The sequence below is a fragment of the Thalassospira sp. GB04J01 genome, assembly GCF_000751115.1.
Lineage (GTDB): Bacteria > Pseudomonadota > Alphaproteobacteria > Rhodospirillales > Thalassospiraceae > Thalassospira > Thalassospira lucentensis.
Genome location: NZ_CCDX020000006.1, coordinates 38,297 through 61,071 on the forward strand (window position 1 = coordinate 38,297; position 22,775 = coordinate 61,071).

Sequence of the window (22,775 nt, forward strand, 5' to 3'; positions counted from 1 at the left end):
AAAGGTGCTACGGGCTTTTTCGTATGCTTGTCCGTGCATTGAAACGTCAGGCATTTAGAAAATAAATTGATCCGTTCAAAAGCATGGCAAAGCTCACCCAGAGTGCATAGGGCACCATAAGTATTCCGGCCAACCGATCTATTTTCCAAAACATCACAGCGTTAATAATGATCAGGATCAAAAGTGGAATGATGTCAATCAGGCCAAGAAACGGGGATTGAGCCCCAAAGAACAGGAACGACCAGGCAAGGTTCAGCAAAAGCTGAGCGCCGTAAATCCCAAAGGCGACCTTGGCATTCGCAATACCGCCTTTAAGCCATACCCGCCAGCCACTAAAGGCAATCATGAAATAGATAACTGTCCAGACCGGGGCAAACAGCCAATTGGGCGGGTTGAAAAACGGCTTTTCAAGTGTCGTGTACCAGCCTTGCACGCTGGTTGCCGTTGCCGCACCACCCGCAGCGGAAATGATCAGGCACAGCACCATAAATGCAATCAGGGCAAAGATTCTACTGCGTTGATTTGGGGCAAAGCCCGATGGGTCCGATTGGGTCATTTGTATTCCTGATTGTATTTTGTACGGCGTTGCTGTCTATGGTGTTGTTAGGAAACACGTTTTTCTAGGTAACAGGGTAAAAATAACTTGTTACGATACTTGTAAAGGCAGTTTTCGATCAAACATATGCACTTCAATAATAGCAACTATTTAGGGTTGGGGACAGAATGCTTAGATTAAGTTCCATGAAAATCGGCACGCGCCTGATGATAATCGTGGCGGGTGCTATTCTTGCTGCTCTGCTGGTTGGGGCGTTCGGTTTAACCGAATTGCGCTATAACATGCTCGAAGATCGCAAGGCGAAAACGCAAAACCTTGTTGATTCGACAATTTCTCTTATCAATCACTTTCATGAGCTTGAGAAATCTGGCGCTTTAACAAAAGAGCAGGCGCAGGATGCGGCCAAGGGTGCCGTTGCGGCATTGCGCTACGATGAAACCAACTATTTCTTCGTATTCGATTATACGCCAGTAGTACTCATTCATGACATTAAACCCGATCTTGTGGGCAAAAACCTTATTGACGCCAAAGATGGCGCGGGCAAATTTCATTACCGTGAGTTTGCACGCGTTGCCAAAGAAGATGGTCAGGGCTTTGTCGACTATACCTACAAGGTTCCCAATGGGGATGCCACCCGTCCGAAGCTTTCGTTCGTAAAGGCGTTTAAGCCTTGGGGATGGATTGTTGCAACCGGCATTTATATCGATGACGTCAACGCGGTCTTTATGAAAAGCCTGATGGTGATGGCCGGTGTTGCCGCGGCGGTTTTGATTGCAGTGGTCGGGATTTCGCTGATGATCAGTCGCGGTATTACGGTCCCGCTGTTTGCCATTTCCGACAATATGATCCGTCTGTCTGGCGGGGATCATAAGATCGACGTTCTGTATACCGATCAGAAAAGTGAAATCGGTGATCTGGCAAGGTCGATGGAAATCTTCCGTGACAAGACCATTGAAATGGAAGAAATGCGCGTTCAGCGTGAAGAACAGGAACGCCGGTCCGAGATCGAGAAACGCGAAGCCTTGCGTAAAATGGCAGACAATTTTGAAGCCAGTGTCGGTCAGGTTGTTGCCAAAGTGATTGATGCATCGGCAAATATGCAATCTTCTGCCGGTGCGATGTCAGAAACAGCAAAGCAGGTTGGTCAGCGTTCATCGGTGGTGTCGGCCGCATCACAAGAAATGTCGAGCAATGTGGAAACGGTGTCGGCTGCCGCCGAAGAACTGAGCGCATCTATTGCCGAAATCAGCAATCAGGTCGCCCATTCAGCCGAGATTGCAAATGGTGCTGTACGGACGTCCGAGGATACGCATCAGAAAATCGAGTTGCTGGCAGAAGCCGCAAACCAGATCGGCGAGGTGGTATCCCTGATTACCAACATCGCCGAGCAAACCAACCTTCTGGCCTTGAACGCGACGATCGAAGCCGCGCGTGCAGGCGACGCAGGCAAAGGCTTTGCCGTCGTTGCCAACGAGGTCAAAAACCTTGCCAATCAAACGGCGAAGGCAACCGATGATATCCGAACACAGGTTGAGGGTATTCAGGTTGCAACGTCCAATGCGGTCGATGCGATTGCCGAAATTGCCCAGACCATTCGCCAGTTGGATGGATCAAGCACAACGATTTCAGCCGCAGTTGAAGAACAGGGTGCTGCTACTCAGGAAATTGCCCGAAATGTTGAACAGGCATCTCATGGTACTCGGGATGTTTCGGAAAACATTACCGGCGTGTCGAGTGCCGCTGATGAGTCTGAAAAGCTTTCTGGCGAAGTGCTGGGTCTTGCAAAGGGCTTGGGACAGCAGGCCAATGAGCTGAACGAGGCTGTTGAGGCGTTCCTAAAAGAAGTTCGCAGCGCCTAAGTACGAATGATGTAACGCAAAGAGCCGCCAGCTGATTGTATCGGCTGGCGGCTCTTTTGTTATGTGCCCCAGTGAGGGAATGGATCGGGCAGGTCCTGATAGCGGTCGGGGATAAACTTTCCGCCGATCACTGTTTCGTCTTCGTCAATCAGGCAGGAGGCAAGTTGCGCGCGCAGGGCGGCTTCATTCATGTGGTTTGAAAGGCCGATAAAGACAATTTCCTGTCTTCGGTCGCCAAAGACCGGGTCCCAGTTTGATAAAACCCGGTCACGCCATTCATTGTTGTCAGGCCAGCGATCACGTGGCACCGCACTCCACCATGTGCCCAATGCTTCGTTCTTTACTGCAGCACCAGCTTGGCTGATTTCACCAACCCAGTTTGGGCGCGTTGCGATCCAGAAATGACCTTTGGCGCGGACAACGCCTGGCCACTCACTGTTTATAAAGTCATGAAAGCGTTGGGGGTGAAACGGAAACGGCGTGCGAAACGTGAAGCTTGTGATGCCGTATTCTTCGGTTTCGGGAACATGATCGGCAAAACCATAAAGTTCCTTGGCCCACAGGGGATGGTCCTGAGCGCGTTCGAAATCAAACAAACCTGTGTTTAGGATGTCTTTCGGATCAACCTTGCCACGGACTGTTTCGAGGATACGCGCATCTGCATTTAGCGCGCGAATAATGCCAAGAACAGTTTTGCGCTCTGATGGATCAATCAGATCCGTTTTGTTCAAAACAATGACATCGGCAAATTCGATTTGATCGACCAGAAGGTCGACGATGCTGCGGTCATCTTCTTCGCCCTGACTTTCGCCACGATCATTGAGAAAATCGGTCGAACTGTAGTCGGCGATCATGCGTGCGCCATCAACAACCGTGACCATGGTATCCAGTTTTGAAATATCGCCCAATGATTTGCCGTTTTCATCACGAAAATCGAAGGTGGCAGCAACAGGAAGAGGTTCTGATATGCCTGTTGATTCAATCAGCAGGTAATCAAACCGCCCTGTTTCGGCAAGACGGCGTACTTCCGCCAATAAGTCATCTCGCAATGTGCAACAGATACAGCCATTGGTCATTTCGACAAGTTTCTCATCCATCGTCGAAAGTTCCGCACCACCCTCGCGGATGAGGTCAGCATCAATATTGACCTCGCTCATGTCATTTACGATCACCGCGACCTTAAGCCCGTCACGATTGTTTAAAACATGGTTTAGCAATGTGGTTTTGCCTGCACCCAAAAAACCAGACAGCACCGTGACCGGAAGGCGGTTATGCGTCATGCTGCGATCTCCTCAGTATATGTTATGTTATAACGTAACATATACTTGGTTCGTGTTTCTGATGCAATCAGTTTTGTACAAAAGAAAACCCCGCCGGTGGGGCGGGGTTAACATTAGAACGGTTTTTCGGACGCGTTGATTAAGTTGTTTTTGAAGTTTGACCAAACAGGACTTTTTTGTCTGCTTCGCTCATCTCGCCGGACCTCAATCCTTCGCCTGCTTTATAGGCGGCAATGGTCGCTGGGCGCGACCCGATGTTTTCAAACCAGCGTTTCAGGTTTGGGAAATCATTGAGGTCCTGTTGCTGTTTTTCGTGGCTGACGATCCACGGATAAGATGCCATATCGGCAATGGTGTAATCGTCGCCAGCAATAAAATCGCGGCCTTCAAGGCGCTTGTTCAACACACCATAAAGGCGGTTGGTCTCATTGACATACCTTGTGATCGCATAGGGGATTTTTTCTGGCGCATAGCTGCCAAAATGGTGGTTTTGACCCGCCATCGGGCCAAGGCCACCCATCTGCCAGAACAGCCATTCCATCACTGTTTTCCGCCCGCGCACATCCGTCGGCAGGAACTTGCCGGTTTTTTCCGCCAGATATTGCAAGATTGCGCCGGATTCAAAGACCGTAATCGCGTCACCGCCATCGGCTGGATCATTGTCAATAATGGCGGGCATACGGTTGTTGGGCGAGAAGGCGAGGAATTCTGGTTTGAACTGATCACCCGCACCGATATTGATCGGGTGGATTTTATAGTCCAGTCCGGCTTCCTCAAGAAACAGCGTGATTTTATGGCCGTTTGGGGTCGGCCAGTAATAAAGATCAATCATGGGAAGGTGGCTCCTTCAATTCTTTGTGTGGTGGCAATTTCGATAATCAGAGCTTGCCAATTACGAACCTTTCGGTCAATTTAAAACGATCATTCCATAATGCAATATCAGGTCACAGCTTTGTGTAAACAAGCTGGCCTGTCAGGAGACTTTGATGATCCGCTTTTATTTTCACCCGACGCCGAACCCCCAAAAAATCTCGATGATGCTCGAGGCTTCCGGCCTTGCATACGAGGTGCTGCCGGTCGATACCCGCAAAGGTCAGCAACATGATCCGGCGTTTCGCGCGATCAACCCAAATGGCAAAGTTCCCGCCATTGTTGATACCGACGGTCCGGGTGGCAAGGAAGTCCGGGTTTTTGACTCGAACGCTATCCTGCTGTATCTCGCCGAAAAATCCGGCAAGTTCCTTGGCAAAGCCGAAGATCGCGGCGAGTTCCTGTCGTGGCTGATGTTCATTGCCACCGGTATTGGTCCGTTTTCCGGGCAAGCAGTTCATTTTCAACATGTCGCCCCAGAAGGCAGCGATTATGGTGTGAACCGTTATCGCAACGAAATTGCGCGCCATTATCAGGTTTTAGAAGACCACCTGAAAGGCCGTGACTTCATCGTTGGTGATGAGATGACGATTGTTGATATCTCAGCTTGGGGCTGGATCGATAAGGCACCGTTCGTTCACAAGAACCCGGATGTGATGGACAAATATCCGAACATCAAGCGCTGGTTCGAAAAGATGAATACACTGCCTGCAGCGATTAGCGCGCGCGACGTTGGCAAAGGCCACAGCTTTAAAACTGAAATGGACGAAGACGCCAAGCGCGCGATGTTCCCTTCGAACTACAACTGATTTCGGCTCATCACGCCAGAAACACTTTAAAATAAAAAAGCACCCCGGCAGGAAATTGCCGGGGTGCTTTTGTATGACGATATTACTGGCTGCTATGTGCCCGAAAACGAATGATCAGACTTATAAGCCCGGCGACGATGCCCAATCCAATCACTGCCTGATACCCGGCCATGGCAAACAGTTGGGTGCCAAGTGCCGACCCTGATGCCATGCCAATGAACATGACTGTGAATAGCACGGCATTCAGACGGCTGCGCGCTTCTGGTGCAATTCGATAAACGATGGTTTGGTGTGACACCAAAGCTGCTTGCATGCCAAGGTCAAAGCCAATCGTCCCAAGAGCCAGAAGGATCAACTGGGCGGTCGTGCCGGGCAGGAACGGAACAAAGCTCATTGCAACGAATGATGCGATCAGAAGACTGGCCCCCAGTCTGGTGACCATTGCTGGGCCATGGTGGTCTGAAAGAACGCCTGCATAGCGTGCCATGAGTGCACCGGCAGCGCCGAGAAGGCCAAAGGCACCTGCAACATCACTGCCCAACTGGTAATGCTGATCAAGGATCATCGACAGCGTTGACCAGAATGCGCTGAATGCGACGGCCAGGAAGGCTTGTGCAAGTGCGGCACTCCTTAGTTCGGCGTGCTGTTTCCAAAGATGGGCAAGCGACAGCAAAAGTCCGCCATAGCTCATCTGCGCGTGGATTTTGAACTTTGGCAAAATTTTCCACAAGGCAAGTGCGACAATCAGGATATCAACAGCGGCAAGTTGAAAAACCAAACGCCAGCCAAATTGATCAGCAATAAAGCCACTAATGGTCCGTGACAGCAAAATGCCAACAAGTAAACCCGTCATCACCGTGCCGATGGTTTTTCCTTGCCGTTCTTTAGGGGCAAGGATCGCAGCCGCCGGAACGATATCCTGCGCCAGAGTTGCCGCAACCCCGATCATCAAACCCGTTAGCAATAATGAGTTGAGGCTGTTCGATAAGCTGCCAAGAAACAACATCGCGGCGAGAAAAATGCTTTTGAGGACAATCAGCATGCGTCTGTCGTAGCGGTCACCCAGCGGAGAAAGAAACAGGATGCCAAGCGCATATCCCGTCATGGTCAGGGTTGGGATCAGCCCTGTTGTGCCAAGGCCGATATTAAGCTCTGAGCTGATAAGGTTCAAAACGGGTTGTGTGTAATAAATCGATGCAACCGCCGACCCGGCACCAAAGGCAAGGGCGAAAACAATTGTCCGCGATGGTGTCGGTGTCTCGTCGGCTTGCGCGATAATTTTCTGTGCAACAGACATTGTAAACTCCGGTGAAACGAAATGTATGATGCACAAAATACCCATTACGAACTGGCGCGGTAGACGGTTGTCAGGTACAACAGTCATACGTAATGCGTATGAAAGGTGATAAATGTCTGCTGTTGATCGTATGGAGTTAATGCAGACCTTTGTGCGGATTGTCGATAGCGGTAGCCTATCCGCAGCCGCAGCCCATCTTGGGACAACTCAGCCCACCGTCAGCCGACGGTTGCGATCGCTTGAAAATTTGCTGGGGGTTGAGCTTCTTTTGCGAAGTACCCATGCGCTTAAACTGACCGACGATGGTGAGCGGTGCTATGGGCATGCACGCCGTCTGATGGAAGGCTGGGCCGCACTCGAAGAAGAGATCAAGGGAGCCGGTGCCGAACCCGTTGGGCGATTGCGGGTTAAAGTGCCGCACGCCTTTGGTCAGGACCAACTGGTTGGTCCCCTGGTGTCATATTTGAAACGTTACAACCAAGTCAGCGTTGACTGGATTCTGAATGATCGTCCACCCGATTTTATTACCGAAAACATCGATTGTGCCATTCATGTCGGGCCGGTAACCGGGCCATCCCATGTTGCGGTCCTGCTTGCCGAAATACCGCGTATTGTTGTGGCTGCTCCTGAGCTTGTGGACCACACAAAGCTGACCCGGGTTGAGCAACTTGCGGATCTGCCTTGGGTGGCGCTTAGTACGTTTTACATGCATGAAATCGCCTTGCAGAGTACGGATTTCAAATCAACAGTCAGGTTCCCGGTTTCACCCCGGATGAGTTCCGACAGTCTGTTTGCCATTCATAGAGCGGCACTTGATGGTTTGGGTGCTGCTATTGTCTCAAGCTGGATTGCCGATGATGATCTGAAAAACGGACGCTTGGTTAATCTTTTTCCTGAATGGCAAGCTCCGTCACTTCCAGTTTATCTTGTCTATCCTTATGCCAGCTATTATCCGATCCGAATGGAAAAGTTCTTTGAGGCCGTGCGTGACTTTATGCCGGGGTTGGTTGGTGTTCGACCCCGGCATCGGTAATAGCGTGCAAAAAAACACCCCCGAGCCAATGGTCGGGGGTGTTTTGTCTTCCAGATACTTTTCGCAATCAGTCGGTGGTTTTGGCACCAAACTGTTTGTTGAACTGCAGAACCAGCAGGGTCACAACTGCACCGGACATCAGATACGCACCGACACCCGGCAGACCAAACTTGTCACACAGATAAAGTGCGATCAGTGGGGCAAAACCCGCACCGAGCAACCATGCCAGATCGGACGTCAGGGCCGAACCGGTATAGCGGTATTCGCGCTTGAAATTTGATGCCAGAGTTCCGGCCGCCTGACCAAAGCACAGACCAAGGACTGCAAAGCCACCCAGAACAATCATGCCTTCATTGATGATGTTATAGGTGTAAAGAAGCGGGGTGAGGATCGCACCAGCCAGGATGATCCCGGCACTGTAACCTAGCAGGCGACGGCGACCGAGCTGATCGGCGATGAAACCTGATGCAATGATGCCAAAGGCACAAAGTACCGCACCCACACCTTGGGTCAGCAGGAACTGGCCTGCATTGCCGTCGGCATAAAGATACACCCAGGTAAGCGCAAAGACAGTGACCAGATGGAACAGCGCGTAGCTTACCATCGGCACCAGCGCGCCCAGCAGAACGGTACGACCGTTATGTTTGAGCGTGTCCATGACGCGGGCGGCATGCAATTCGTTCTGTTCAAGAAGGTGACCGAATTCCGACGTTGCCACCAGACGCAGGCGGGCAAACAACGCAACCACGTTAATGGCAAAAGCCACGAAGAAGGCATAGCGCCAGCCAAAGGCCAGGAAGTCGTCAGGATGCAGGGTCAGGATCAGATAGGCAAACAGCGAGGATGCCAGCATGAAGCCAAGCGGTGCGCCCAGCTGCGGGATCATTGCATACCAACCTTTGCGGTTGTCAGGGGCATTGAGTGCGAGAAGGGAAGCAAGCCCGTCCCATGCGCCGCCCCATGCAACGCCTTGCAGGAAGCGAAAGGCACAAAGCAGGTAAATGGCAAAGACGCCCACGGAATCAAAGCTGGGCAGGAAAGCCATTGCCGCGGTTGACCCGCCAAGCATGAACATGGCAATCGTCAGTTTGACACCGCGCCCGTGATGCCGGTCAACCGTCATGAAGGCAAGTGAGCCGATCGGGCGGGCAATAAAGGCCAGAGAGAAGATGGCAAAGGAATACATGGTGCCCATCAGTGCCGTTTCACCGGGAAACAGCAATTGCGGGAACACCAGCACCGATGCGATGCAGTAAACAAAGAAGTCGAAAAATTCCGATGTACGGCCAATGATTACGCCAAGCGCAATCTGACCAGGATCATGTGCATCGCCGGCATATTGCTGGCGTGCGTCGCGTTCCAAACCTGACGAGGTGGCGGTCGCGTAGTTTTCGGTTGTTTGGTTCACGCCGTTCTCCCTATTCACTGGTCGGGCCTTTGGGGCCCTAACTGCTTTTGATTGGATCACAAATCCGGCTCGAAAGGCGATACGACTTTGGATCGAGTCTAAGTATAGACATGTGAATTGCAAACGTCAGTGTCAATTATTGTTCTGCAACGCACAACGCACGGTTTACATTGGGATGATAATTGTCATTAAGACCCTGCTATGCATGGCGCGTACCTTGACATTGCTGCGATGCAGCTATAGCAATTGCCGCGACTTTCCACCTTGGCAGGTTTTTGAAAAAAATTTGCTGTTTTTGTGCCCTTTTCGTGGATGTTTAGGATGACACTTCCTATATGCCGTTGCGGTAGGGTACGACGTGTGGCGATCTTCGATGGGTCGTTGTGCGGCTTGCAGGTATATGGTTACCTGTGAGAACATCTTCCAGAAACTGACAAAGTATGAAGCGCATGCTTTCAAAACTTGTACGCGGCGTCACTGTAACCTCGATGTTTTCGCTTCTGGCCGGTTGCAACCTGGTTGTGATCGACCCGTCGGGTGATATTGCGTCCCAGCAGTCCGATCTTATTATCGTGTCCACGATCCTGATGCTGTTGATCATCGTTCCGGTGATGGCATTGACGGTTTTCTTTGCCTGGAAATACCGTCAGGGCAACAAGGACGCGGAATACGATCCTGAATGGCACCATTCCACGAAGCTGGAAGTTGTCATCTGGTCGGCCCCGCTGGTGATCATTATCGCCCTTGGTGCAATTACCTGGGTTACGACGCATACGCTTGACCCGTATCGTCCGCTGGACCGTATTGATGCCGAACGGCCGCTTGCCAAAGACCACAAACCAATGGTGGTTGAAGTTGTTTCCCTTGATTGGAAATGGCTGTTCTTCTATCCGGAACAGGGCATTGCGACCATTAACGAGCTCGCGGCGCCAATCGACACACCGATCCAGTTCAAGATTACCTCTTCGGGGATCATGAACTCCTTCTTCATTCCTGCACTCGCAGGTCAGATTTATTCGATGGCCGGCATGGAAACCAAACTTCATGCCGTGATCAACGAAGAAGGCGTTTATGACGGCTTCTCTGGGAATTACAGCGGTGAGGGTTTCTCCCACATGCGCTTTAAATTCCACGGTCTGAGCGAAGAAGGGTTTGAAGATTGGGTTTCGAAAGTGAAATCCGACGAGAACTTCCTTGGTCGTTCCGAGTATCTTGAGCTTGAAAAGCCGAGTATCGATGAGCCGATCCACTATTTCAGTTCGGTTGATCCGGAACTTTATGGTGCGATCCTCAACATGTGCGTCGATCAGTCGAAAATGTGCATGAACGAGATGATGGCCATTGACGAGAACGGTGGTGGTGGTCTGGCCGGTATTTATAACGTCATGTCCTTGACCTATGACGTGCCGCGCATGCGCGGAAGCCAGCCATTGCCCGAGAGCAAATCCTATGTGGCGACCTTGTGCACGACCCCGGAAGGCGGTTTTGCCGGTGATTTGAATGCTTTGCCGCTGTTTGATCGCGTGCAGGCATCTGATCGTGCCATGAGCTTTGCGCCGTCAGGCGTTTCGACAGGGTTCTGAAGCAGTGCCGGTTGGGGGATCCCAACCGGCCCTTCGCGGTTTTAGCACCGGACAGCCGGTGTATTGCTGCATTTGAAAGAAGAGTAATTCGATGTTCTCCAATCCGGACCTTTTGCATTTTATATTTGGCCGGCTGTCGCTTGATTCACTCCCGTTCCATGAACCGATCCTTGTGGTGACGTTCGCGGCCGTGGTTCTGGGTGGTATCGCCGTTCTGGGCGGTATTACTTATTTCCGCCTCTGGGGATATCTCTGGAACGAGTGGATCACGTCGATTGACCATAAAAAAATCGGCATTATGTACATCATATTGGCGCTTGTCATGCTTTTGCGTGGTTTCTCCGATGCGCTTATGATGCGTGCCCAGCAAGCGATGGCTTTTGGCGGCTCGGAAGGTTTCCTTCCCCCTGATCATTACGATCAGATATTCACCGCCCACGGCGTAATCATGATCTTCTTCGTGGCCATGCCGCTGGTGACGGGGCTTATGAACTTTGTCGTGCCGCTACAAATCGGCGCGCGTGACGTTGCGTTCCCGTTCCTGAATAATTTCAGCTTCTGGATGACCACCAGCGGTGCCGTGCTGATCATGGTGTCGCTGTTTGTCGGTGAGTTCGCGAAAACCGGCTGGCTGGCATATCCGCCGCTGTCTGACATTGTTTACAGTCCGGGGGTCGGGGTCGATTATTACATCTGGGCCCTTCAGATTGCCGGTGTCGGGACGTTGCTTTCGGGGGTCAATCTGGTTGTGACCATCGTCAAAATGCGCGCACCGGGCATGTCCATGATGAAAATGCCGGTCTTTACCTGGACGGCACTTTGCACCAACGTTCTGATCGTGGCTGCGTTCCCGGTTCTGACCGCTGTTCTGGTTCTGCTTGGGCTTGACCGTTATGCAGACACCAACTTCTTCACCAACGATCTTGGCGGTAACGCCATGATGTATATCAACCTGATCTGGATTTGGGGGCACCCGGAAGTTTACATCCTGATCCTGCCGGCGTTTGGTGTGTTTTCCGAAGTTGTGTCGACATTCTCGCGCAAGCGTCTGTTTGGGTATAGCTCGATGGTGTATGCCACCGTGGTTATCACCATCCTGTCCTATATCGTCTGGTTGCATCACTTCTTCACCATGGGCTCGGGTGCCAGCGTGAACGCCTTCTTTGGTATCGCGACCATGATCATCTCGATCCCGACCGGTGCGAAGATCTTCAACTGGATGTTCACGATGTATAAGGGCCGCATCAGTTTTGATGTTCCGATGCTGTGGACCATCGGCTTTATGCTGACCTTTGTGATCGGGGGCATGACGGGTGTTATGCTTGCGGTTCCGCCGGCTGACTTTGTGTTGCATAACAGCCTGTTCCTGATTGCGCACTTCCATAACGTGATTATCGGTGGTGTGGTGTTCGGGATGTTTGCCGGTATCGTTTACTGGTTCCCCAAGGCATTTGGCTTCAAGCTTGATCCGTTCTGGGGCAAAATGTCCTTCTGGCTCTGGCTTGTCGGGTTCTATTTCGCCTTCATGCCGCTTTATGTTCTTGGTCTGATGGGGATTACCCGCCGCATGAGCCAATTTGACGATCCGTCGCTTCAGATCTGGTTCGTGATTGCCGCCTTTGGTGCGCTTCTGATTGCCGGGGGGATCGGTTCGTTCATTCTGTCGATCGTTGTTGCGGTGATCAAACGTGACAAGCTTCGTGATGAAACCGGTGACCCATGGGGGGATGGTCGTACGCTGGAATGGTCGACTTCGTCGCCGCCCCCAGCCTACAACTTTGCCTTTACCCCGGTTGTCCATGATCTTGATGCATGGGCCGACATGAAGAAACGTGGTTATGTCCGTCCGACGGAAGGCTTCCTGGATATCCATATGCCGAAAAATACCGGCGCTGGCTTTATCCTTGCCGCTCTGTCGCTTGTTCTTGGTTTCGCGCTGGTCTGGCATATCTGGTGGCTGGTGATTGCAAGCTTCATTGCCCTGGTTGTCGGTGCAATTGCCCACACCTTCAACTATGACCGCGATTATCACATCCCGGCATCTGAAGTCGTGGAAACCGAAGACGAACGTACTGCCCTTCTGGCAAAACAGCAGGCGTAAGGGAATGACAATGGCGAATAACACTGCCGCACAGACCGAAATGCCGGTCTTCTATCTGAAGGAAGAGCATCACCCGGAAACCGGGACGATGCTTGGCTTCTGGATCTATCTGATGAGCGATAGCCTCATCTTTGGGATTCTGTTTGCAACCTATGCCGTTATTGGCCAGAATTATGCCGCAGGTCCGGCACCGACTGATTTGTTCGATCTGGAATTGGTGGCGATCAATACATCGATGCTGCTGTTTTCGTCGATTACCTATGGCTTCGCCATGCTGCAAATGGAAAAAGGCAGTATTGCGGGCACACAGCTTTGGCTGGCGATTACCGGTTTGTTCGGTGCCGCGTTTGTCGGGCTGGAGCTATATGAGTTCCATGAACTTTGGAGCCTTGGTGCGACGCCGATGCGAAGCGGGTTCCTGTCGGCATTCTATACGCTGGTTGCGACCCACGGTCTTCACGTGACGTTCGGGATCATCTGGCTGGTGACCCTGATGATTCAGGTAGCCAAACATGGTCTGATCCCGGCCAATAAACGTCGTCTGATGTGCCTGTCGATGTTCTGGCACTTCCTTGACGTCATCTGGATCGGTGTTTTCTCCGTTGTTTATCTGCTGGGAGTTCTGGGATGAGTGCACATTCACACGCACATGATGACCATCACGGCGATGGCGGTGCCGGCCACGGTACCTTCAACAGCTATATGATCGGGTTTATCCTGTCGGTTATTCTGACGGCCATTCCGTTCTGGCTGGTGATGGATGGTGTTCTTGACAGCAAGATCGCAACCGCACTTTGGATCATGGGTCTTGGTGTGGTTCAGATCATTGTTCACATGGTCTATTTCCTGCACATGAACACCAAATCCGAAGGTGGCTGGAACATGTTGGCGCTGATCTTTACCCTTGTGATCGTTGCGATTGCCATCGCCGGTTCCATGTGGGTGATGTATCACCTTAACACCAACATGATGCCGCAGATGGATCATGAAATGATCAGAAGTTTCGGCTAGCCGACGCTTGATATCATCTGGGGGCGCGATACTTTACCGGTATCGCGCCCTTTTTTGTTCGCACCGGATGCCAGTTTACACCACCGTTTTGAAAGACAGCGCCATGACGCAAAGCCACGTTTCTGAAAACCGGCATGACCGATCCAAAAAGGGTCCGTCGATGGTCACACGTGCTGTGGTGGCGTTGCTTGCGGTGATCCTGTTTTCAGGTTTCTTTGGCCTTGGCTACTGGCAAGTTGAACGCCGGGCGTGGAAGTTTGATCTGATTGAGCGGGTTGATGCCCGTGTGCAGGGTGATCCGGTGACCGCCCCCGATCACGCCGACTGGGAAAATGTCACGCGTGATCGCGATGAATATCGCAAGGTCATGTTGCTTGGAACCTATCGCAATGACCTTGAAAGTCATGTCTATGCCGCAACCGATTATGGGGCTGGATATTGGGTGGTCACGCCGATGGCGCGTGTGGACGGGACAATCATTATGATCAACCGTGGCTTTGTCCCCACGGACCACCGTGATCGCGCCACGCGACCTGAAGGCATGATTGAAGGTCAAACCCGCGTCACCGGTCTTTTGCGTCTGGACGAGCCGGGCGGTACCTTTATCCGTGATAATGTACCGCAGGAAGATCGGTGGTATTCGCGCGATGTGCGGGCAATGGCGGTCAAGCGCGGCCTTGATCCGGACCGTGTGGCACCTTATTTCATCGACGCCGATGGCAAGAATAATCCGGGAAAACTGCCGGTAGGGGGCTTAACCAAAATCAGTTTCCCGAACAATCATCTGATGTATGCCCTGACATGGTTTGGCATGGCTGCCCTAACATTGGTTGGGGCATGGCTGGTGTTACGCCACCGTAAAGGCGATGGTGATGACGTGGATTTGGACGCCCGAAAGAACTGATTATTTGTTGATGCGCAATCTTATGCGTTCCTGATGGCGTCCTGACATACTGCTGTCAGGAGCCTGCTTATCACGCTGTTTACATTGCGTTTAAACGGGCTGCACTATGCGGCCAGCAAGCCACGTTTGAACCCGACAATATGAGCAGGAGCCTCAAGAATGATATCAGACCGCAAGCTGACATTTTATCATGCTATCCCGTCACGCAGCAGCACGGTGCACTGGATGTTACACGAGCTTGGCATTGAGTTTGATGTCAAAATGCTCGACTTCCGCAAGGGCGAAGGGCAGACGTCAGAATACCTTGCGATTAACCCGCTGGGCAAAGTGCCAACCATCGTGCATGGCGATACGGTCGTGACCGAGGCGGCAGCAATTTGCTGTTATCTGGCGGATGCATACCCAGAGGCCGGATTGGCCCCGGCGGCTGATGACCCGATCCGCGGGGAATATCTGCGTTGGTTGTTCTTTTCACCCGCCACCATTGAACCGGCCTTTATCGACCGGGTGCGTCAGTATGAAGCAGAAGATTGCAGTCAGAATTCCTATCGGAACTGGGAAACGCTGATGCCGATCCTGCTTGATGTTGTGGGCAAAGCCGATCCGTGGGTGCTTGGTCAGAAATTCACGACAGTTGATGTTGTGTTAGGCGCAACGATCCGGTTTGGGTGCATGTTTGGTATTCTGCCAAAGGATCCTGTCTTTGAGGCCTATATCGTCCGGATTGATGCCCGCCCGGCATACCAGCGCGCGCAGGAACTGGACGCGCCATATTTTGCGGCGGCGATGGCGGGATAATCATGTTAACGTAATTGTATGATGAATAAAAGGGCCGGTTCCTGCGACATGGAACCGGCCCTTTGTGTTTTTAAGACCGTTTTGGTGCGCGATCAGGGATTAGTATGATCAATAACTTCGCCGCGTGCCGGATAGTTTTTAGCAATGACGAAATCAAGTGCGCCAAGAATTTCGGCAAAGGCCGGACGGGCGAATGGCATGGTCTGGACCGTGCCGAAATAAAGCGTGCCATCCGGACGGACAAGGAAAAGGCCCGGCTCGGAAAACAGTGCGGGTTCTTCAAAACCCGAAGACGTCACACCGTTTGAGGTCGAGATATAAAGACCCCATTCCCGGGCTTTCTCAAGCGCAAGTCCATAGCCAAGATCAATATTCTCAAGACCCCATTTTTCTTTGGCTGTGATTGCGCGGTCTTCGCTGTCAGATGACAACACCACAACATTCACGCCCCGTTTGGCAAAATCTTCGAGCCTGTTATCAAGGTCTTTAAGATATTTGCCGCAGATCGGGCAATGCAGACCACGGTAGAAGACGACCATGGTGAAATTTTCGGGGCTCTGATCCGCAAGCGACCAAGTACCACCACCAACCAGTGGTACGGAAAGGGACGGGACTTTTTGGCGTGGGACAAGCGGTGTGATTACAGACATTTTCGGTCCTCATAACGGATACGTTTGATTGATGGGGATCATTCTGGAATGATCGTTTAAAAACGGCAACCAGAATTTCTTGCCATCACTCAACCGTGATCAGTCTGATGCGAAATCACTGGGTTTTGTTATTCTGGCGTTCGCAACTTGGGCACAGCAGATCAGTCGAGTGCGGCCAGAATGGTATCGGTGTAATCTTCGATTGTTTCACGGTCGGCACCCCGGCGGGCCATCAAATGCACGCCTTGTATCGAGCCTGCAAAAAAGCGTGCCAGTGCGCGGACGTTTTTATCGGCTGAAATGGTGCCGGTATTTATGCCGCGCTTCAGTGCATTGGCGAACATGTCTTCGACCCGGCGAAAAGCCTGCTGGGCGATTGCCGCCGTTTCGGGATCATGCGGGGCCAATTCCATGCCCGAATTAACCATCAGACAGCCTTTAAGATGGCCATCTTCACAACTGTGTCTGGTGGCGTCTTTGAAGGTGGTGACAATTGCCACCCGACCATCCGCTGTTTCACGCAGCTTGGCAAATCGCTTGGAACTGATTTTCAGGCTGTAATGATCAAGCACACGCAGGAAAAGCGCCTTCTTGTCGCCAAAGCTTGAATACATGCTCGCACGGTTAAGACCAGTCTCTTCGACAAGGTCCTGAACCGAGGTTGATTCAAATCCCTTGCTCCAGAAAATGTTCATGGCGTTATCAAGAACGCTTTCTTCGTCAAACGCGCGTGGGCGAGGCATGGCAGTTCCTTGGTTGCGAGCTGTCTCTGGAACGAGTGTTCTGTAATACTGAGAAAGATGTAACTTGTGGTGCTGAAAATCAACTCTGCGCTGATGGTATCAACTTTGTGAGCGTAGGTTAAGCTCAGAGCCAACAAAAGAAAACAGGCAGCTCATCAAGTTAGCTATATGTGATAATTGAACAATTCCATATCACAGGGAGATGGCGTGCCGTCATCAATTTGTCGTGCGATCAAGGGTGACAAAGCTGTAGTCCGGGCCATCCGGATTATTGATTTTATGTCGGCTCGATTCTTGCCATTGATCGGCAGGCAGCGGATCAAGGAAGGTGTCGCCGTCAATATCGGCATGGACCTCGGTCAGCTCAAAACGTGTCGTATAGGGCAGGGCGAGATGATAAATCTGCGCACCCCCGGCAATGATAACTTCGTTTACACCATCGGCCTTGGCGATTTCGTCGCCCAGCTTGATGGCACTCTCGACATCGTGACAAACGCGCACGTTTTCATGATCAAATGACCAGTCGGTGTCACGCGTAACAACGATGGTGACGCGTTTGGGAAGGGGACGCCCAATGGCTTCAAATGTCACGCGTCCCATGATCATCGGCTTGCCAAGGGTCAGCGCCTTAAACCGTTTCAGGTCTTCGGGCAATTCCCACGGCATCCAGCCATCCTTGCCAATCGCACCATTGGCGGCCGCGGCCACCACGGCAACGCGTTCGATCTTTTGATCCGTCATCACACCGCAACCTTGCCGGCAATATGCGGGTGCGGGTCATAACCGAACAGTTCAAAATCATCAAACTTGAAATCAAAGATCGATTTAACATCGGGATTGATCTTCATGGTCGGAAGCGGGCGCGTTTCGCGCGACAGCTGCAATTCAACCTGTTCAAGATGGTTGGTGTAAAGATGCGCGTCCCCAAGCGTATGGACAAAATCGCCAAGCCCAAGATCGCATACTTGCGCAATCATCATGGTCAAAAGTGCATAGGACGCGATGTTGAACGGCACGCCGAGGAAGATATCTGCACTGCGCTGATAGAGCTGGCATGAAAGCTTGCCGTCTGCGACATAGAACTGGAACAGGCAATGGCACGGCGGCAGCGCCATGTTTGGCACATCGGCAACATTCCATGCCGAGACAATCAGGCGTCGGGAATCGGGATTGTTTTTGATCTGGTCAATCAGGCCGGTGATTTGGTCAATGGTTTGGCCGTTTGCACCCTGCCAGGACCGCCACTGGCCGCCGTACACCGGGCCAAGATCGCCATTTTCATCGGCCCATTCGTTCCAGATACGCACCCCGTTGTCTTGGAGGTATTTGATATTGGTGTCGCCATCAAGGAACCACAGCAATTCGTGAACAATGGATTTGAGATGCAGCTTCTTGGTGGTGACCATCGGGAAACCTTTGGAGAGGTCAAACCGCATTTGATGACCGAAAACCGATATCGTGCCAGTTCCGGTACGGTCTTCCTTGTGCGTGCCAGTGTCGCGCACCATCCGCATCAGATCGAGATATTGCTGCATGCTGTGTCCTGTTCTTCGGAATCGTGTTTGGGGCAGCATAGTCAGGTACAGGCAGCTCGGCAAGCCGTGCAGACACAGGTGGATCGGGCGGCCGATTTCGCGTTGTTTGCTTAAAAAAAATTGCCAATTCCCCTTGTGTGGCAAGGGGTGAATGACCTATATAGGGGCTGTCGGGGCAACCTGACTATGGCGTTACACGACTTGGCAGAATAGACATTACGGACCCGGGGGCGGTACCCGGCGGCTCCACCAACTTTCAAACTTTGACTTCGTCCGACTCAGGCGAAGATGTTGGGGCCGAAATAGGATCGACGTGTGTAGTAAAAGCCTCTGTTGGCGCTCGGCATGGTACCACCGTTATCGGGCTAATGTTTGTAAATGCAAACGACAACAATGCTCCGGTAGCTGTTGCTGCGTAAGCGGCACTAGCACCAAAGCGAAATTCCGGTTGCCGGGAGCGGTAATTTGGTGGGGGACGGGGCACCTAGCAACAGAACGCCCCACTCTTGTATTTCTTTCCCGCTTCGTTATGAATAGAGTTTAGGGATCAAACCCTGATCGAACACGTTGTGATATGTATACAGCGTGATCTAATGCTATATTATAATGACGGGATGGACCGCACTTCGGCGGTGCGCCCGCCAGATACAGGATTACTGATGCAGAAACCGGAAGAATTTCGTTACGATCTTATGGTCGATCAGGCGCTACGCGGCGTGGTGAAAGAAATCCTTGCGCGCGTGGCCGAAGAAGGCCTTTTCGGCGAGCATCATTATTACATCACCTTCCAGACCAATCATCCCGGCGTTGCCCTTCCTGAAGGTCAGCGCAAGGCACATCCTGATAACATCACGGTTGTCTTGCAGCATCGTTTTTGGGATCTGAAGTCTGAAGACGATCATTTTTCGGTCGGCATGAGCTTTGATGGCATGCCAACGACTTTGGTTGTTCCGTTTGATGCGATGCTGGCCTTTGTCGACCCGTCCGCCAACTTCATGCTGACCTTTAGCGTCGAAGAAGAAATGGACGATGCGGATTTCGATTACGACGAAGACGATGATCTTGATGCCGACCTGATCGAAGACGATGGTGGCGCACCAACATTGGTCGCCGAACCGTCCAAATCGCGCAAGAAACCGAAACCCGACGCAAGTGAAACGGGCGAAGTCATCGCATTGGATGCGTTTCGTAAAAAATAAGAATTCTAAAAAAGGGGCAGGTTCATTTCTGCTCCTTTTTTCTTTGGCGCCGTTCGGGACATATTCTCCGGTTTGATTTCCCGCAACCGGGATCCTGTGCTGTTAGGCGAATGTATCGTGGAAATTTTTCACGATTGGCGCTATGAAATGGCCAAATAAAAATAGACCCACCGTGTTTTTGAGAGAGACGAGAACCTTCCCATGAATGATTTTGTCTATAAACCCATGTTCGATCTGGGTAAGGACACCACCCCGTACCGCAAGATCGGGGATGAAGGTGTTTCGACCGTTGATGTTAATGGCGAGACCTATTTGAAAGTCGAACCCGAAGCGATTGAAAAACTCACGCTTCAGGCGTTTTTTGATTGCTCGCACCTTTTGCGTCCGGGCCACCTCGCACAGCTGCGCAAAATCCTTGATGACGACGAAGCGACCCCGAATGACAAATTTGTGGCGATGGATCTTTTGAAAAATGCCTCGATCGCATCGGGTGGTGTTTTGCCGATGTGTCAGGATACCGGAACTGCGATTGTCATGGGCAAGCGTGGTGGCAAGGTCATCACGGACGGTTCCGATGAAGAAGCGCTGTCAAAAGGCATCTGGCAGGCCTATCAGAAACACAATCTGCGTTTCTCGCAGGTGTCCCCGCTAAATATGTTCGAAGAAAAAAATACTGGTTCGAACCTTCCGGCACAGATCGACCTTTATGCGACCACGGGCGATGAATATAAATTCATGTTCATGGCAAAGGGCGGTGGTTCTGCCAACAAGACTTTCTTGTTCCAGCAAACCAAGGCACTTTTGAATCCGGAAGGCCTGCGGAAGTTCTTGGACGAGAAAATCCGCACCTTGGGCACGTCAGCCTGTCCGCCGTATCACCTGTCGATTGTGATTGGCGGAACGTCGGCTGAGGCCTGCCTTAAGACTGTGAAAATGGGGTCGGCACGCTATTACGATAGCCTTCCGACCGAGGGCGGCGACCATGGTCAGGCCTATCGCGATCTCGAATGGGAACAGAAGGTTCTTGAGATGACCCGCGAGATGGGCATTGGTGCACAGTTCGGTGGGAAGTATTTCTGCCATGATGTGCGCGTCATCCGCCTGCCGCGCCATGGTGCAAGCTGCCCGGTCGGGCTTGGGGTTTCGTGCTCTGCCGACCGTCAGATTTTGGGTAAAATCACCAAGGACGGTATCTTTATCGAGGATCTCGAACATGATCCGGCGAAATATCTTCCGCATGTGACGGACGAACATCTTGAAGACGAAGTGGTCAAGGTTGATCTGAACCGTCCGATGGATGAAATCCGTAAACAGCTTTCGGGCTATTCGGTTAAAACCCGTCTGTCGCTCAGCGGTACCGTGATTGTTGCACGCGACATTGCCCATGCCAAAATCAAGGAACGCCTTGATGCCGGTGAGGAAATGCCAGAATACCTCAAAAACCATCCGGTTTATTATGCCGGTCCGGCCAAAACGCCCGAAGGCATGCCATCCGGATCGTTCGGTCCGACCACGGCGGGGCGCATGGATGCCTATGTCGAACAGTTCCAGGCTGCGGGTGGTTCGTTCGTTATGCTGGCAAAGGGCAACCGTTCCAAGCAGGTCAAAGATGCCTGCAACAAATATGGCGGGTTCTACCTTGGCTCCATCGGTGGTCCGGCGGCCCGGTTGGCACAGGACTGCATTAAAAAGGTCGAGGTTCACGAATATCCTGAACTGGGTATGGAAGCCGTGTGGAAAATCGAAGTCGAAGATTTCCCGGCCTTCATCGTGATTGATGATAAAGGCAATGACTTCTTTGCCGAATTTGGCATCTGATTTTTTCAGGATTCTTGCCAAATTCAAAAGGCGGTGCAGGGGAAACCTTGTGCCGCTTTTTTTGTGTGCATAGCTGACCCGTGGTCAAAGGGACTTGCGGATATTGGGGGTGCGTGGTCTGATTTGGTCAAAATCAAACCCCTATCGGGAATAGTGATATGTCTGAAACTTCCGCGCTTTCTGCTTCTGCCACCACAGAAAGCCGTATGGTCGGTGTAACGTCTGCGTTGGCGACGGTGTTTATCTGGGCCGGTTGGCTGATTGCGACACGTTATGCAATGACGTCAAGTTTTACCGCCGTTGACATTGGTCTCTTGCGTTTTGTCGTTCCTTTTGTCCTGCTCTGCCCAATCTGGATCAAAAAGGGTATCTGGCCAAAGGGATTGTCCTTGATCAATGGCCTGATGATGCTGATCGGGTCTGGCGCATTTTATACCCTGATGGTTGCCAGTGCGTTGCAGTTCGTTCCGGCAAGTCATGTCGGGATTTTGTTGCCCGGTGTGATGGCGATTTGGGCGGTTTTAATCGCGATTGTCCTGTTTGGGGAACGGCCCGGCCGTGTCCGACTGGCCGGATATGGTGCGGTGATTGTCGGGGTTATGTTGCTTGTGGCCCTTAAGCCGGGCGGCGATGCCAGTACCGATATGCTGTATGGCTATGGCCTTGTGTCTGCCGGGGCGTTGATGTGGGCATCCTATACCCATGCCATGCGTCAAAGTGGCCTTGGCGCGCTTGAAGCGGCAAGTTTTGTCGGGTTTTGGTCGTTTGTCATTATTGCGGTGATCGCCCTTTTCACCGGTACACATATTCCCGATGCTCCGATGGGCGATGTGATGATGTTGCTTGTTACACAGGGGCTTCTGGCCGGCTGTGTTGCCGTTATTACCTATGGCCTTGCTGTACGTCACATCGGATCGACCGGTGCATCCGCATTTGGGGCCATGACCCCGGCACTCACCGCCCTTGGCGGCGTGTTTCTTCTGGGTGAAGAAAGCAACCTTGCCTTGGTGGCGGCCGTCGCATTGGTGATATTTGGCGTGATGGTGGCATCTGGCGTGTTTCGCCGGGTGTTGCGGTAATCCGTATTGTCCGGACAGCCAAACTGTTGTGCTGTGGTAATACTTGACTGCAATTGAAGATTGAATAAATTTTGCTGCATGCGCGAATTGTCCTTTTCGCGTATGCGGTATTACGCTAATGTAACGGTGGATGACGGCAACGGCGCCGTATCTTTCCCATCTTGATTGGCAGGCAACGAGGCTTGCGCAACCTTCTGGTTCTTTCGTTTGAAAGACCAGCTTGTTTTGCCTCGGAGTTTTGT

The 22,775-nt window shown here is 51.9% G+C and carries 21 protein-coding genes and 1 other RNA gene; 13 read left to right on the forward strand and 9 right to left on the reverse strand.

The genetic code is table 11. The features are described from left to right. Positions 1-46 precede the first annotated feature (46 nt). Positions 47-556: a TspO/MBR family protein gene (locus AMM48_RS03960; protein WP_102783015.1), complete on the reverse strand. Its 510-nt coding sequence runs from the start codon at positions 554-556 to the stop codon at positions 47-49. 167 nt (positions 557-723) lie between these two features. Here AMM48_RS03960 and AMM48_RS03965 point away from each other — a divergent pair, with 167 nt between their 5' ends. Continuing rightward, positions 724-2,415: a cache domain-containing protein gene (locus AMM48_RS03965; RefSeq protein ID WP_102783016.1), complete on the forward strand. Its 1,692-nt coding sequence runs from the start codon at positions 724-726 to the stop codon at positions 2,413-2,415. 59 nt (positions 2,416-2,474) lie between these two features. On the opposite strand, the gene zigA is transcribed toward AMM48_RS03965, so the two are convergent. Together zigA and AMM48_RS03975 are read right to left on the reverse strand one after the other, a co-directional pair. After that, the gene (zigA, locus tag AMM48_RS03970) at positions 2,475-3,695 is read right to left on the reverse strand and encodes a zinc metallochaperone GTPase ZigA (protein ID WP_102783017.1); all 1,221 of its coding nucleotides are present in this window, start codon (positions 3,693-3,695) and stop codon (positions 2,475-2,477) included. A gap of 139 nt (positions 3,696-3,834) precedes the next feature. Next, entirely contained in the window at positions 3,835-4,527 is a 693-nt protein-coding gene (locus AMM48_RS03975; protein WP_101304156.1) for a glutathione binding-like protein, read from the reverse strand. 154 nt (positions 4,528-4,681) lie between these two features. On the opposite strand from AMM48_RS03975, the gene AMM48_RS03980 reads away from it, so the two are divergent. Continuing rightward, positions 4,682-5,374, forward strand: a complete 693-nt coding sequence (locus tag AMM48_RS03980) for a glutathione S-transferase family protein (protein ID WP_102783018.1) — start codon at positions 4,682-4,684, stop codon at positions 5,372-5,374. An 82-nt stretch (positions 5,375-5,456) separates the two neighbouring features. On the opposite strand, the gene AMM48_RS03985 is transcribed toward AMM48_RS03980, so the two are convergent. Continuing rightward, entirely contained in the window at positions 5,457-6,671 is a 1,215-nt protein-coding gene (locus tag AMM48_RS03985; protein WP_102783019.1) for an MFS transporter, read from the reverse strand. Positions 6,672-6,783: 112 nt separating this feature from the next. Here AMM48_RS03985 and AMM48_RS03990 point away from each other — a divergent pair, with 112 nt between their 5' ends. Next, complete coding sequence (locus AMM48_RS03990) at positions 6,784-7,704, forward strand: LysR family transcriptional regulator (RefSeq protein WP_102783020.1); 921 nt, start codon at positions 6,784-6,786, stop codon at positions 7,702-7,704. A gap of 67 nt (positions 7,705-7,771) precedes the next feature. On the opposite strand, the gene AMM48_RS03995 is transcribed toward AMM48_RS03990, so the two are convergent. Further along, a complete protein-coding gene (locus tag AMM48_RS03995; RefSeq protein WP_101304160.1) occupies positions 7,772-9,112 on the reverse strand; it encodes an MFS transporter in 1,341 nt (446 codons plus the stop codon). Positions 9,113-9,561: 449 nt separating this feature from the next. On the opposite strand from AMM48_RS03995, the gene cyoA reads away from it, so the two are divergent. The 6 genes from cyoA (at position 9,562) to AMM48_RS04025 (ending at position 15,509) form a co-directional block, all read left to right on the forward strand. After that, complete coding sequence (cyoA, locus tag AMM48_RS04000) at positions 9,562-10,695, forward strand: ubiquinol oxidase subunit II (protein WP_081649548.1); 1,134 nt, start codon at positions 9,562-9,564, stop codon at positions 10,693-10,695. 112 nt (positions 10,696-10,807) lie between these two features. Beyond that, complete coding sequence (cyoB, locus tag AMM48_RS04005; RefSeq protein ID WP_338063620.1) at positions 10,808-12,796, forward strand: cytochrome o ubiquinol oxidase subunit I; 1,989 nt, start codon at positions 10,808-10,810, stop codon at positions 12,794-12,796. A 10-nt stretch (positions 12,797-12,806) separates the two neighbouring features. Beyond that, a complete protein-coding gene (gene cyoC / locus AMM48_RS04010; protein ID WP_022733300.1) occupies positions 12,807-13,427 on the forward strand; it encodes a cytochrome o ubiquinol oxidase subunit III in 621 nt (206 codons plus the stop codon). Then, the gene (cyoD, locus tag AMM48_RS04015; protein WP_102783021.1) at positions 13,424-13,807 is read left to right on the forward strand and encodes a cytochrome o ubiquinol oxidase subunit IV; all 384 of its coding nucleotides are present in this window, start codon (positions 13,424-13,426) and stop codon (positions 13,805-13,807) included. The genes cyoC and cyoD overlap by 4 nt, the downstream gene beginning before the upstream one ends. Positions 13,808-13,910: 103 nt before the next feature. Further along, positions 13,911-14,711 carry an SURF1 family protein gene (locus AMM48_RS04020; RefSeq protein ID WP_244271108.1) on the forward strand — a complete coding sequence of 267 codons (801 nt, stop codon included), beginning with the start codon at positions 13,911-13,913 and terminating at the stop codon, positions 14,709-14,711. Between the two features lie 159 nt (positions 14,712-14,870). Further along, positions 14,871-15,509, forward strand: a complete 639-nt coding sequence (locus AMM48_RS04025) for a glutathione S-transferase family protein (RefSeq protein WP_102783022.1) — start codon at positions 14,871-14,873, stop codon at positions 15,507-15,509. A gap of 92 nt (positions 15,510-15,601) precedes the next feature. On the opposite strand, the gene AMM48_RS04030 is transcribed toward AMM48_RS04025, so the two are convergent. From AMM48_RS04030 to AMM48_RS04045, 4 genes are all read right to left on the reverse strand, one after another. Next, positions 15,602-16,159, reverse strand: a complete 558-nt coding sequence (locus AMM48_RS04030) for a peroxiredoxin-like family protein (protein ID WP_102783023.1) — start codon at positions 16,157-16,159, stop codon at positions 15,602-15,604. 161 nt (positions 16,160-16,320) lie between these two features. Then, positions 16,321-16,902 carry a TetR/AcrR family transcriptional regulator gene (locus AMM48_RS04035; RefSeq protein WP_102783024.1) on the reverse strand — a complete coding sequence of 194 codons (582 nt, stop codon included), beginning with the start codon at positions 16,900-16,902 and terminating at the stop codon, positions 16,321-16,323. A 216-nt stretch (positions 16,903-17,118) separates the two neighbouring features. Further along, positions 17,119-17,643 (reverse strand): dihydrofolate reductase, encoded by a 525-nt coding sequence (locus tag AMM48_RS04040; RefSeq protein ID WP_102783025.1) that lies wholly within the window; start codon positions 17,641-17,643, stop codon positions 17,119-17,121. Then, positions 17,643-18,437 (reverse strand): thymidylate synthase, encoded by a 795-nt coding sequence (locus tag AMM48_RS04045; RefSeq protein WP_102783026.1) that lies wholly within the window; start codon positions 18,435-18,437, stop codon positions 17,643-17,645. Before AMM48_RS04045 ends, AMM48_RS04040 begins: the two co-directional genes overlap by 1 nt. A gap of 129 nt (positions 18,438-18,566) precedes the next feature. Between AMM48_RS04045 and ssrA the strand changes: the two genes are divergently transcribed. The 4 genes from ssrA (at position 18,567) to AMM48_RS04065 (ending at position 22,533) form a co-directional block, all read left to right on the forward strand. Continuing rightward, positions 18,567-18,942, forward strand: a transfer-messenger RNA (tmRNA) gene (ssrA, locus tag AMM48_RS04050). Between the two features lie 154 nt (positions 18,943-19,096). After that, entirely contained in the window at positions 19,097-19,636 is a 540-nt protein-coding gene (locus tag AMM48_RS04055) for a ClpXP protease specificity-enhancing factor SspB (RefSeq protein WP_101304173.1), read from the forward strand. Between the two features lie 201 nt (positions 19,637-19,837). Then, positions 19,838-21,454, forward strand: a complete 1,617-nt coding sequence (locus AMM48_RS04060; protein ID WP_101304175.1) for a fumarate hydratase — start codon at positions 19,838-19,840, stop codon at positions 21,452-21,454. A 158-nt stretch (positions 21,455-21,612) separates the two neighbouring features. Continuing rightward, complete coding sequence (locus AMM48_RS04065; protein ID WP_102783027.1) at positions 21,613-22,533, forward strand: DMT family transporter; 921 nt, start codon at positions 21,613-21,615, stop codon at positions 22,531-22,533. Positions 22,534-22,775 lie beyond the last annotated feature (242 nt).

Excerpts from the sequence above, each read along its gene's own strand:
- AMM48_RS04025 (WP_102783022.1), top strand. The coding sequence starts at position 14,871 with ATGATATCAGACCGCAAGCTGACATTTTATCATGCTATCCCGTCACGC.
- zigA (WP_102783017.1), bottom strand. The coding sequence starts at position 3,695 with ATGACGCATAACCGCCTTCCGGTCACGGTGCTGTCTGGTTTTTTGGGT.
- AMM48_RS03965 (WP_102783016.1), top strand. The coding sequence starts at position 724 with ATGCTTAGATTAAGTTCCATGAAAATCGGCACGCGCCTGATGATAATC.
- AMM48_RS03960 (WP_102783015.1), bottom strand. The coding sequence starts at position 556 with ATGACCCAATCGGACCCATCGGGCTTTGCCCCAAATCAACGCAGTAGA.
- cyoA (WP_081649548.1), top strand. The coding sequence starts at position 9,562 with ATGCTTTCAAAACTTGTACGCGGCGTCACTGTAACCTCGATGTTTTCG.
- AMM48_RS04040 (WP_102783025.1), bottom strand. The coding sequence starts at position 17,643 with ATGACGGATCAAAAGATCGAACGCGTTGCCGTGGTGGCCGCGGCCGCC.
- cyoD (WP_102783021.1), top strand. The coding sequence starts at position 13,424 with ATGAGTGCACATTCACACGCACATGATGACCATCACGGCGATGGCGGT.
- AMM48_RS04045 (WP_102783026.1), bottom strand. The coding sequence starts at position 18,437 with ATGCAGCAATATCTCGATCTGATGCGGATGGTGCGCGACACTGGCACG.
- AMM48_RS04030 (WP_102783023.1), bottom strand. The coding sequence starts at position 16,159 with ATGTCTGTAATCACACCGCTTGTCCCACGCCAAAAAGTCCCGTCCCTT.
- AMM48_RS03990 (WP_102783020.1), top strand. The coding sequence starts at position 6,784 with ATGTCTGCTGTTGATCGTATGGAGTTAATGCAGACCTTTGTGCGGATT.
- AMM48_RS04035 (WP_102783024.1), bottom strand. The coding sequence starts at position 16,902 with ATGCCTCGCCCACGCGCGTTTGACGAAGAAAGCGTTCTTGATAACGCC.
- AMM48_RS04065 (WP_102783027.1), top strand. The coding sequence starts at position 21,613 with ATGTCTGAAACTTCCGCGCTTTCTGCTTCTGCCACCACAGAAAGCCGT.
- AMM48_RS03980 (WP_102783018.1), top strand. The coding sequence starts at position 4,682 with ATGATCCGCTTTTATTTTCACCCGACGCCGAACCCCCAAAAAATCTCG.
- AMM48_RS03975 (WP_101304156.1), bottom strand. The coding sequence starts at position 4,527 with ATGATTGATCTTTATTACTGGCCGACCCCAAACGGCCATAAAATCACG.
- AMM48_RS04055 (WP_101304173.1), top strand. The coding sequence starts at position 19,097 with ATGCAGAAACCGGAAGAATTTCGTTACGATCTTATGGTCGATCAGGCG.
- AMM48_RS04060 (WP_101304175.1), top strand. The coding sequence starts at position 19,838 with ATGAATGATTTTGTCTATAAACCCATGTTCGATCTGGGTAAGGACACC.
- AMM48_RS04020 (WP_244271108.1), top strand. The coding sequence starts at position 13,911 with ATGACGCAAAGCCACGTTTCTGAAAACCGGCATGACCGATCCAAAAAG.
- cyoC (WP_022733300.1), top strand. The coding sequence starts at position 12,807 with ATGGCGAATAACACTGCCGCACAGACCGAAATGCCGGTCTTCTATCTG.
- AMM48_RS03985 (WP_102783019.1), bottom strand. The coding sequence starts at position 6,671 with ATGTCTGTTGCACAGAAAATTATCGCGCAAGCCGACGAGACACCGACA.